Genomic DNA, 10337 nt, shown 5'->3' on the forward strand with positions numbered 1-10337 from the left:
CTGTCGCCCGCAGCCGCTCGCGCGCATGTGCCGCCACCGGGGCCGGGAGCCAGCCGCGGGTCGTCAGTTCGTCGATCAGGCGGGCGTACGGCTCGGCGAAGAGGGCGGTGCGGGCGGGGTGGGGGGTGAGGTGGGTGGTGATGCGGACCATGTGGGTGGCGACCTCGGGGAGGGGGCCGGCGCCCGTGCCGTGGGCGGCCAGGGCGGCCATGCCGAGGGCTGGTTCGGTCTGTTCCGGGATCTGGGCCGGGCGGCCCAGGACGTCGACGCGCAGTTGGTTCCAGTACGGGCTGCGGGCGCCGCCGCCGGTGAAGGTGAGCGGGCCGTCCAGCGGGGCGCCCAGGTGGTGCAGGTAGTCCAGGCAGAGCCGTTCGGTGAAGGCGACGCCCTGCAGCAGGGCGGCCCACAGGTCGGCGTCCCCGGCCGGTTCGCCCAGCACCAGGGCGGTGGCGTGCGGCGCCAGGAACGGGAACCGCTCACCGGGCGACACCAGCGGGTAGGCCACCGCGCCCGCGGGCTCGTGCGCGGCCGCCAGCGCGTCCATGGCCGCCGGGTCGGCGCCCGCGAAGGCCGCGGTCAGCACTCCCGCCCCCACGCTCGAGGCCCCGCCGGGCAGCCAACTCCCGTCCGGCGCACGGTGGTTGTAGACCACGCCGGTCGGGTCGCGGACCGGCTCGACGCTCGCGCCCTTGAGGACGAGCGTCGTGCCGAGCACCGAGTTCCAGGAGCCGGGACGCAGCGCACCGGACGCGATCTGCGCGGCGCAACCGTCGGTCATGCCCGCGATCACGGGCGTGCCGGCGGGGATGCCGGTGGCCTCGGCGGCCTCCGCGCAGACCTCGCCGAGCGGGGTGCCGGGCCGTACGACCTCGGGAAGGGCCTCCCGGGGCAGCCCCATCACGTCCGGCCACGCCTCGCGCTCGACGTCGTACGCCGTCTTGAGAGCGTGGCTGGAATCGGTCGGTACCGGTGTACCGATCAGCCGGGCGGTGACCACGTCGGGCTGGTGCGTGATCCGTCCGCGTCCGTAGGTATCGACGAGCCAGCGCGCCTTCGGCAGCGCCCAGGTGTCCTGCACCGCGAGCCCCGCCGCCCGCGCCTGCGCCCCCTGCTGCGCGGCCCGCCCGTCGTCGTACATGAGCGCCGGGCTCAGCGGCCGCCCGGCCCGGTCCGTGAGCAGCACCGTCCCGGACGTCCCGCACACCGCGAGCCCCCGGATCCGCGCGCCCCCGGCCGGGCGCAGCGCGGCCCTGGACGCCGCGCACACCCCCTCCCACCACTCCCCCGGATCCTGCTCGTGCCGCTCCCGCTCCCGGCGCCCGCCGATCGGGGCCGAGCCGGCGCCGAGGACCGTCCCGTCCGCGGCCACCACCAGCACGCGGACGCTCTGCGTCCCCAGGTCGATTCCCAGCCACGCCTCACGTTCGCCCAGCATCCATGCCTCCCGGACATCTCGGACCGGCCTGTGAACTTCACGTCCTTCTTCGATATTGACCCGCGATTTTCGCTTGCGCGAGGGATTGACGCGCAACTTCCGCCGTTACACCCTCTGTTAGCGAGTCGACTCGACATGTCAACCCACACAGCCGCACCCGGGCCCGACCCCACGTGGAGGTCACGGATGGACATGCACGCGCACGACCGCCGGAGATTCCTCGCTCTCACAGCGGGGGCCGCCGCGACTCCGTTACTCGCGGCCTGCGGGGCCGGTTTCGGCGGGGACGACAAGAAGAGCGGCGGCTCGGCCGCGAACGACGTCACCGGCTCCTTCGACTGGAAGCGCGAAAAGGGCACGACGCTCAAGGCGCTGCTGAACAAGCACCCCTACACCGACGCCCTGATCGCCGACCTGAAGTCCTTCACCGCCAAGACCGGCATCAAGGTCGAGTACGACGTCTTCCCCGAGGACAACTACTTCGACAAGCTCACCGTGGACCTCTCCAGCGGCCGCGCCTCCTACGACGTCTTCATGCTCGGCGCCTACATGGTCTGGCAGTACGGACCGCCCGGCTGGCTGGAGGACCTCGGCCCCTGGATGCGCAACTCCTCGGCCACCGGCGCCGAATGGGACCAGGCCGACTTCTTCCCCAACCTCCTGCAGTCCGACCAGTGGACGCTGAAGGACGGCGCCCCGCTCGGCCAGGGCGGGCAGTACGCGCTGCCGTGGGGCTGGGAGACGAACGTCGTCGCCTACAACACCGAGGTCTTCAAAAAGCTGGGCCTGAAACCGGCGGAGACCTTCGACGAGCTGCGCGAGATCGCCGGGGCCGTCAAGAAGAAGGCGCCGGGCGCCGGCTACGACGGCATGTACGGCATCGCCGTGCGCGGCTCCCGCAGCTGGGCCACCATCCACCCCGGCTTCATGACCATGTACGCCCGCAACGGCCTGCACGACTTCACCGTCGAGGGCGGCAAGCTCAAGCCCGCCATGAACACCCCGAAGGCGATCGCGTTCACCGAGGACTGGGCGGCCATGGTCAAGCAGGGCGGCCCGCCGTCGTGGACGTCGTACACCTGGTACCAGTGCTCCAGCGACCTCGGCGCGAAGAAGGCGGGGATGCTCTTCGACGCGGACACGGCCGCCTACTTCCAGGCCGTGAAGGGGGCCAGCCCCGCCTCCGGGAAGATCGCCTTCCACCCCGGCCCGAAGGGCCCGGACGGCTCGCTCGCCACCAACATGTGGATCTGGTCGCTCGGCATGAACGCCAAGTCCAAGAAGAAGAGCGCCAGTTGGCTGTTCCTGCAGTGGGCGACCGGCAAGGAGCACCTGCACAAGGCCGCCATCACCGGCAACCACATCGACCCCGTCCGCAAGTCGATCAGCCAGGACGCGGCCTACAAGGACAAGATGCGGCACCTGCCGGGCTTCCTCGACACCTTCGAGACGGTCGTCGACCAGACGAAGATCCAGTTCACCCCGCAGGCGCAGTTCTTCGACGCCACCACCAGCTGGGCCGCGGCCCTCCAGGAGATCTACGGCGGCAAGAACGCCAAGTCGGTCCTGAACGGCCTGGCGGGCGACCTCGCCTCCAAGGTGGACTGAGCGCCATGGGCTGGCGCCTCACCCTGCGCCCGTACTTCCTGATCGTCCCGGCGCTGCTGCTGACCTGCGGAATCCTCTACCCCTTCGGACTCGGGCTCTACTACACGCTGTTCGACTTCTCGGCGAGCAAGCCGCAGCCGGACATGGTGCGGCTGCACAACTACGAGACCGTGTTCACGCAGGACGCGTTCTGGAACTCCGCGTGGGTGACGGTCCTGTACGCGGTCGGGGCCGCGGCCGTCGAGACCGTGCTCGGGGTCGCCGTCGCCCTGCTGCTGCACCGCTCCTCGCTCGTCGGCCGGGTGCTGGAGAAGATCCTCATCCTGCCTCTGATGATCGCCCCGGTGATCGCCGCGATCATCTGGAAACTGATGCTCCAGCCGTCGGTGGGGGTGGTGAACCATCTGCTGAAACCCTTCGGCCTGGGGGGAGTTCAGTGGACGGACACCCCGACGGGCGCGCTGCTGTCGTCGATCGCCGTGGACGTCTGGGTCTACACCCCCTTCGTGGCGATCCTCGCCCTCGCCGGTCTGCGGTCGCTGCCCACCTCCCCGTTCGAGGCGGCGGCCGTGGACGGCGCGGGCTGGTGGTACACCTTCCGGCGGCTGACCCTGCCCATGCTGTGGCCGTACGTCCTGGTCGCGGTGATCTTCCGGTTCATGGACTCGCTGAAGGTCTTCGACATCATCTACGCCCTCACCGAGGGCGGCCCCGGAGACTCGACCGTGGTCCTGCAGATCCGCGCGTACCTGGAGGCGATCCGCTTCCAGCGCTACAGCTTCGGCATCAGCTACACGATCGTGCTGTGGGCCGTGGTCTACCTCGCCGCGATGGTGCTCGTACGCCATCTCGGCAGGATCCAGCGGAAGGCGGCCGAGGCGAAATGACCCTGCGCAAGCGCCTGTTGAGTGGGCTCGCGGACCTCGCCCTGATCCTCTACTTCGTCTTCGCGCTGTTCCCGATCGCCTGGATGGTGATCCTCTCGCTGAAGCCCGCGAACCAGCTCTTCAGCACCTACTTCTCCTTCACGCCGACGCTCTCCTCCTACCGGACGGTCCTCGGCGACAGCGAGGGCATTCCGTTCGTGCGGTTCTTCGTGAACAGCCTGGTGGTGTCGGTGGGCGCGGTGCTGCTGTCGCTCGTGGTCGGGCTGCCGGCGGCGTACGCCTCGGCGCGCTGGCGGTTCAAGGGCTCCGAGAACCTGATGTTCACGCTGCTGTCGTTCCGGTTCGCGCCCGAACTGACCGTGATCATCCCGCTGTTCGTGCTCTACCAGAAGCTCGGCCTGTTCGACACGTACGTCGGCATGATCTGGGTGCTGCAGCTGGTGACACTCCCGCTGATCGTGTGGATCATGCGGTCCTACTTCGCCGATCTGACCCCGGAGCTGGAGCAGGCGGCCCTGCTGGACGGCTACACCCGCAAGCAGGCCTTCTTCAAGGTCGCCCTGCCGCTGGTCAGGCCGGGCATCGCGGCCGTGTCGCTGCTGGCGTTCATCTTCGCCTGGAACAACTTCGTCTTCCCGCTGATCCTCACCTCCAGCGAGGCGCAGACCGTCACCGTCGGCGCCCTCTCCTTCCTCGGCGGCGACCGCCCCAAGTACAACCTGACGGCCGCGGCGGCCCTGATCTCGGTCGTACCGCCACTGCTGCTGGCCCTGACCATTCAGCGCTATCTGGTGCGGGGGCTGTCGTTCGGGGCGGTGAAGTCGTGATCGGGCTGCGCGGCATCCACAAGACGTACGGCAAGGTCACCGCCCTCGACGGGCTCGAACTCGACGTACGGGAAGGGGAGTTCTTCTGTCTGCTCGGACCGTCCGGGGCGGGCAAGACGACGACGCTCAAGACCGTGGCCGGGCTTGAGCGGCCCGACTCCGGCACCGTCCTGCTGGACGGGAAGGACATGGCGGGCGTCGAGCCGTACGACCGGGGCGTGGCGATGTGCTTCGAGAGCTACGCCCTCTACCCGCACCGCTCGGCCTACGACAACCTCGCCTCCCCGCTGCGCTCGCCGCGCCACCGGCTGCCCGCCGCCGAGGCCCGCGAGCGCATCGGCGCCATCGCCGAACTCCTCGGCATCAGCGGCCTGCTGGACCGCCGGGTCGGCCAGTTGTCCAACGGGCAGCGGCAGCGGATCGCCCTCGGCCGAGTGCTGGTGCGGCCCGCGCGCGCCTTCCTGCTCGACGAACCGCTCAGCCATCTCGACGCCAAGCTCCGCCAGCAGATGCGGGCGGAGCTGAAGGCGATCGGGGCCGTGCAGCACACCACCACCCTCTACGTCACCCATGACTCCGTCGAGGCCCTGGCGCTCGGCGACCGGATCGGGGTGATCCGGGACGGGCGGATCGTGCAGACGGGGACCCGGGAGGAGATCTGGTACCGGCCCTGCGACACGGAGGTGGCGCGGGCGTTCGGCCGGCCGCGGATCAATCTGCTGCCGGGGGTGGTGACGGAGGACGGCGGGTTCCGCACGGCGGACGGGAAGGTGGAGCTGCCGCTCGCGGCGAAGGCGCAGCCCGGCACGGACGTCCTGGTCGGCGTGCGCCCCCGGGACATCGTGCTGGGGGGCGCGGCGGGCCATGAGCTGACCGGCACCGTCTATGTCACCGAGGTGCTCGGGCGCGGTGTGGAGGTGACCGTCCGGCTGGGCGGGCAGCAGGTGTCGCTGGTGGCCCCGCGCGGCGACACGACGGGGCTGGGTCCCGACGATCCGGTACGGCTGACGGTCCGGCCTGAGAACCTGCTGCTGTTCGAGGCCGACCGGCCCGGGCGCCCAGGACGACTGATCGGGACACGATGAGCAGCAACAGCAGCGGTGGCGGTGCACAGCAGCAGGGACCCGCGGCCCGGCAGGCCACCATGGCCGAGCTGGTCCTGGCCGACGGCTCGGCGACCGCGGCCGACCTCGCCGAGCGGTTCGGGGTGAGCCTCATGACCATCCACCGCGACCTCGACGAGCTCGAACGGCAGGGAATCGTACGGAAGTTCAGAGGCGGCGTGACCGCGCAGCCCTCCGGTGTCTTCGAGTCCAACGTCCAGTACCGGCTCAAGACGATGCGCGCCGAGAAGACGGCCGTCGCCGAGCACGCGCTGAAGTCCATAGAACCCGGCATGGCGATCATGCTGGACGACTCCACCTCCACCCTGGAGATAGCCCGCCGCCTGCGGCACGGTGACATCACCCCGCTGACGGTCGTCACCAACTTCCTGGAGGCCATCAACCTCCTCGCCGACCAGCGCGGCATCCATCTGATGGCCCTGGGCGGCGACTACGACCCGCTGCACTCCTCCTTCCTCGGCGTCTCCTGCGTCGAGGCGATCGAGCAGCTGCGCGTCGACGTGTGCTTCGCGTCCACGTCCGCCGTGCACGGGGGTTACGCCTACCACCAGGAGCAGCACATCGTGTCGGTGAAGCGGGCCATGCTCGACGCGGCCGCCCGCAACGTCCTGCTCATCGACCACACCAAGCTCGCCCGGGCCGCCCTGCACCGGGTCGTCCCGCTGTCCCGCTTCGATCTGCTCCTCGTCGACGACGGGGCGTCCGCGGAGGCGCTGCGGGACCTGGACGAGCACAAGGTCCGTTACGAGATCTGCGCCACGACCGGCACGAAGGGCAGCGATGACCGAGCTGGAACTACGTGATCTGCGCAAGACGTTCCGCACCCGCGGTCGGCCGTCGGTGGACGCCGTGCGCGGCATCGACCTCGCGCTGCGCTCCGGGGAGCTGCTCGGGCTGCTGGGGCCGTCCGGGTGCGGCAAGTCGACCACCCTGCGGATGATCGCGGGCCTGGAGGGCGTGAGCGGCGGGGACATCCTGGTCGGCGGGAGGTCGGTGATCGACAGCCCCGCGCAGGCCCGCAACATCGGGGTCGCCTTCGAGAACTACGCGCTCTACCCGCCGCTGACGGTCGCGGAGAACCTGGCGTTCGGCCTGAAGGCGCGCAGGAGGAACGCCCGGGGCGACGTCCGGCGCAAGGTCGCCGAGATCGCCGACCGGGTCGACCTCACCGGCATCCTCGACGCCCGCCCGGCGGGCTTGTCCAGCGGCCAGAAGCAGCGCGTCTCACTGGCCCGCGCACTGGTCCGCGAACCGGACGTCCTGCTCCTCGACGAACCCCTCTCCCATCTGGATGCCGCCCAGCGCGACACCACGCGCCGCGAACTCAAGCGCATCCAGCGGGACTTGGGCCATACGACGATCCTGGTCACCCACGACCAGGAGGAGGCCCTCTCGCTCGCCGACCGGATCGCCGTGATGAAGGACGGCGTCATCCAGCAGATCGGCACGCCGTACGAGATCTACGACAGCCCGGCCAATGTGTTCGTCGCCGACTTCGTGGGCGAGCCCGCGATCAACCTGCTGCCGGGAACCGTCGCGGACGGCGGCCGCGCCCGGCTCTCCGACTCCGTGCAACTCACCCTTCCCGTGCCGGTGGCCGAGGGCCGCGAGGTGGTCGTCGGCGTGCGCCCGGAGGATCTGCACCTCACCGGCGAGGACGGCCTGCCCGCCCGGGTCGTCGCCCACGAGCCGCTGCTGGAGGCGGGCGTCGCCACCCTCGCCCTGGACGGCGTCGAGCGCCCGCTCGTCGTCCTCACCGGGCCCGAGGTACGCCTCGCCCACGACGAGCCGGTGCGCGTCGCCGCCGACACCCGCCTGACCCATGTCTTCGACGCCGAGACAGGAGACACCCTGCGATGAGCGAGCCCTTTCGAGTCGTCGCCGCCGGCGACCACTTCATCCTGCCGTCGCTCATCACGGCGGCGATCGCCCGTGAACTCGACTGCGAGGTGACGGAACTGACCCTCGGCTGGCCGCTGGAGCCGTTCGGCCCGGTGGCCGAGGTGACCGAGGCCAGCGACGCCGAGGACGAGCTGATCGACGCGCTCGCCGGTGCCCGGGTGCTGGTCACCCAGATGGGCCCGGTCACCGAGCGTGTCCTCGGGGCCTGCCCGGACCTGCGGCTGGTGGTGGTGTGCCGGGGCGGCCCGGTCAACGTCAACCTGGACGCGGCCGAGCGGCACGACGTCCGCGTCTGCTTCGCGCCCGGACGCAATGCCGCCGCCACCGCCGAGTTCACCGTCGGCCTGCTGCTGGCGGCCCTGCGCCGCATCCCCCAGGCGCACAACCTCCTGGCAGAGCAAGGGAGTTGGGAGGGGGCGACGTACTACACGTACGAGCACAGCGGTCTGGAGCTGGAGGACCTGCCCGTCGGACTCGTCGGCTACGGCGCCGTCGGCAGCCGGGTCGCCCGCGCCCTGTGTGCCTTCGGCGCGCAGGTGATGGTCCACGACCCCTATGTGCGCGGCGAGATCCACGGACTGCGCGTCGGCTCGCTCGACGAACTCCTGCGCCGCTCCCGGGTGATCACCCTGCACGCCCGGCTCACCGACGAGACCCGCGGGCTGATCGGCGCGCGCGAGCTGGGACTGCTGCCGCCGGGCGCGGTGGTCGTGAACGCGGCGCGCGGCGGGCTGCTGGACCAGGACGCGCTGTGCGACGCGCTGGAGAGCGGGCGGCTGTCGGCGGCCGCTCTCGACACCTATGCGACGGAGCCGCTGCCCGCCGACTCGCGGCTGCACGCGCTCGCCGACCGCGTCGTCCTGACCCCGCACCTGGGCGGGGCCTCGCGCTCGGTCGCCGAGAAGGCGGCCCGGATCGCCGCCGAAGAGGTGGGGCGCTGGGCGCGCGGGGAACCGCTGGCGCACTGTCTGACCTGACGCATTGCCTGACAGACGAGCCGGGAGGCGAGATGTACGTCGGTATCGATGTGGGCACGTCCATGGTGAAGGCCGCCGCGTTCGACGGCGACGGGCGTGAACTGGCTGTCGAGGCACGCCCGGTGGGTCTCGCGCTGCACGGGGGCGTCGTCGAGCAGGACATGGAGGAGGTGTACGCGGCCGTCGTCGCGGTCCTCGCGGAGCTGACCTCGCGGGTGGCGGAGCCGGTGGAGCTGGCCGGGCTGACCGGGCAGGGCGACGGGGTGTGGCTGGTCGACAAGGAGGGCCGCCCGGTGCGGCCCGCGGCCTCCTGGATGGACGGGCGGGCGCACGAGCTGCTCGACCAGTGGCTGGCGGACGGCACCTTCGAGACGGTGTTCCGGCGCACCGGCAGCGCCATGTTCCCGGGCTGCCCGGGCCCGCTGCTGGCCTGGTTCGACCGCCACGAGCCCGCCTCCCTCGACGCCGCGGCCGCGGCCCTGTACTGCAAGGACATGGTCTTCCGGCGGCTGACCGGGGCCCCGGCGACGACGGACGTCTCGGACGCGTCGATGCCGTTCCTCGACCCGCGCACCCGGGCGTACGACAACCGCGTGGTGGAGCTGCTGGGCCTCACGCACCGCCGCGGTCTGCTCGCCCCCGTCGGCGACCCCATCGCCACCGCCGAGGCCCGCGAGGGGCTGCCGCCCGGGACCCGGATCGCGAACGGCCCGTACGACCTGCCCTCCTGTGCGCTCGGCGCCGGGGTCACCGGCCCCGGTGACGGCCTGCTGATCGTCGGCACCTGTCTGGCCAGTCTCGTCGCCACGACCGATCTGGAGCTGTCCGGTGAGCCGGCCGGTCTGTACATCTCCACCGACCGCCCCGGGCACTGGTTGCGCGCCATGCCCGCGATGGTCGGCACGGCGGCGCTCGACTGGGTGCTCACGACGACCGGTGTCCGGTACGAGGAGGTCGACGCGCTGCTCGCGGACACCCCGCCGGGTGCGAACGGCGTCCGGGTCCTGCCGTACTTCGCCCCGTCCGGCGAGCGCGCCCCCTTCGTGGAGCCGCGGCTGCGCGCCGAACTCACCGGTGTGTCACTGGAGTCCACCAGGGCCGATCTGATCCGCGCCACCTGCGAGGGCATCGGCTTCGCGGCCCGGCACTGCCTCGATGCGGCCGGGCTGACCGGTTCCCTCGCGGTGTGCGGCGGCGGGACCCGCAGCCCCGCCTGGATGCGGCTGCTCGCCGACGTGCTGGGCCGTCCGCTGAAGGTCGTCGAGGGCGAGGTGGGCGCGCGGGGCGCGGTGCTGGCGGCGGCGGAGCGGTACGGGGTCGCGCTGGACGCGGCGGCGTGGACCGAGCCGACGGCGGTCGTGGAGCCGGACGCGGCCCGCTCGGCGTACTACGCGCGCGCCTACGAGGACCATCTGGCCCGGCTGGCGCAGGCGCGCGGCCGGGCGCGCACCTGAACGAGCCGTCCAGGAAAGGGAGTCGTATGCAGCTCAGAATCGGACGACGTTCGCTGCTGCTCGCGGGCGCCGCCGCGCCGGTGGCCGCGGCGGTGCCCGCGCACGCGGCGCAGGGCTCTCGCG

The 10337-nt window shown here is 71.5% G+C and carries 9 protein-coding genes; 8 read left to right on the plus strand and 1 reads right to left on the minus strand.

Translation table 11 applies throughout. The annotated features are described in order from the left end of the window. Positions 1 to 1435 (minus strand): FGGY-family carbohydrate kinase (locus tag JYK17_RS39470; protein WP_222812271.1); only part of this gene is annotated, 1435 nt, incomplete at its 3' end. Between the two features lie 186 nt (positions 1436 to 1621). On the opposite strand from JYK17_RS39470, the gene JYK17_RS39475 reads away from it, so the two are divergent. Genes JYK17_RS39475 through JYK17_RS39510 form a run of 8 tightly spaced genes read left to right on the plus strand, consistent with a single transcriptional unit; the run spans position 1622 to position 10214 of the window. Continuing rightward, positions 1622 to 3043 (plus strand): ABC transporter substrate-binding protein, encoded by a 1422-nt coding sequence (locus JYK17_RS39475; RefSeq protein ID WP_108014698.1) that lies wholly within the window; start codon positions 1622 to 1624, stop codon positions 3041 to 3043. A 5-nt stretch (positions 3044 to 3048) separates the two neighbouring features. Then, a complete protein-coding gene (locus JYK17_RS39480; protein ID WP_108014699.1) occupies positions 3049 to 3930 on the plus strand; it encodes a carbohydrate ABC transporter permease in 882 nt (293 codons plus the stop codon). Further along, on the plus strand, positions 3927 to 4757 hold the full coding sequence (locus tag JYK17_RS39485; RefSeq protein WP_108014700.1) for a carbohydrate ABC transporter permease: 831 nt from the start codon (positions 3927 to 3929) through the stop codon (positions 4755 to 4757). Before JYK17_RS39480 ends, JYK17_RS39485 begins: the two co-directional genes overlap by 4 nt. Beyond that, entirely contained in the window at positions 4754 to 5842 is a 1089-nt protein-coding gene (locus JYK17_RS39490; RefSeq protein WP_108014701.1) for an ABC transporter ATP-binding protein, read from the plus strand. Before JYK17_RS39485 ends, JYK17_RS39490 begins: the two co-directional genes overlap by 4 nt. Beyond that, the gene (locus JYK17_RS39495) at positions 5839 to 6684 is read left to right on the plus strand and encodes a DeoR/GlpR family DNA-binding transcription regulator (RefSeq protein WP_108014702.1); all 846 of its coding nucleotides are present in this window, start codon (positions 5839 to 5841) and stop codon (positions 6682 to 6684) included. The genes JYK17_RS39490 and JYK17_RS39495 overlap by 4 nt, the downstream gene beginning before the upstream one ends. Continuing rightward, the gene (locus JYK17_RS39500) at positions 6662 to 7741 is read left to right on the plus strand and encodes an ABC transporter ATP-binding protein (protein ID WP_128802910.1); all 1080 of its coding nucleotides are present in this window, start codon (positions 6662 to 6664) and stop codon (positions 7739 to 7741) included. Before JYK17_RS39495 ends, JYK17_RS39500 begins: the two co-directional genes overlap by 23 nt. After that, on the plus strand, positions 7738 to 8760 hold the full coding sequence (locus JYK17_RS39505) for a 2-hydroxyacid dehydrogenase (RefSeq protein ID WP_222812272.1): 1023 nt from the start codon (positions 7738 to 7740) through the stop codon (positions 8758 to 8760). The genes JYK17_RS39500 and JYK17_RS39505 overlap by 4 nt, the downstream gene beginning before the upstream one ends. A gap of 32 nt (positions 8761 to 8792) precedes the next feature. Next, positions 8793 to 10214: an FGGY-family carbohydrate kinase gene (locus tag JYK17_RS39510; protein ID WP_108014705.1), complete on the plus strand. Its 1422-nt coding sequence runs from the start codon at positions 8793 to 8795 to the stop codon at positions 10212 to 10214. Positions 10215 to 10337 lie beyond the last annotated feature (123 nt).

The sequence above is a fragment of the Streptomyces plumbidurans genome (genome assembly GCF_019857225.1).
In the GTDB taxonomy this organism is placed as follows: Bacteria; Actinomycetota; Actinomycetes; order Streptomycetales; family Streptomycetaceae; genus Streptomyces; species Streptomyces plumbidurans.

Excerpts from the sequence above, each read along its gene's own strand:
- JYK17_RS39510 (WP_108014705.1), top strand. The coding sequence starts at position 8,793 with ATGTACGTCGGTATCGATGTGGGCACGTCCATGGTGAAGGCCGCCGCG.
- JYK17_RS39500 (WP_128802910.1), top strand. The coding sequence starts at position 6,662 with ATGACCGAGCTGGAACTACGTGATCTGCGCAAGACGTTCCGCACCCGC.
- JYK17_RS39485 (WP_108014700.1), top strand. The coding sequence starts at position 3,927 with ATGACCCTGCGCAAGCGCCTGTTGAGTGGGCTCGCGGACCTCGCCCTG.
- JYK17_RS39505 (WP_222812272.1), top strand. The coding sequence starts at position 7,738 with ATGAGCGAGCCCTTTCGAGTCGTCGCCGCCGGCGACCACTTCATCCTG.
- JYK17_RS39480 (WP_108014699.1), top strand. The coding sequence starts at position 3,049 with ATGGGCTGGCGCCTCACCCTGCGCCCGTACTTCCTGATCGTCCCGGCG.
- JYK17_RS39475 (WP_108014698.1), top strand. The coding sequence starts at position 1,622 with ATGGACATGCACGCGCACGACCGCCGGAGATTCCTCGCTCTCACAGCG.
- JYK17_RS39495 (WP_108014702.1), top strand. The coding sequence starts at position 5,839 with ATGAGCAGCAACAGCAGCGGTGGCGGTGCACAGCAGCAGGGACCCGCG.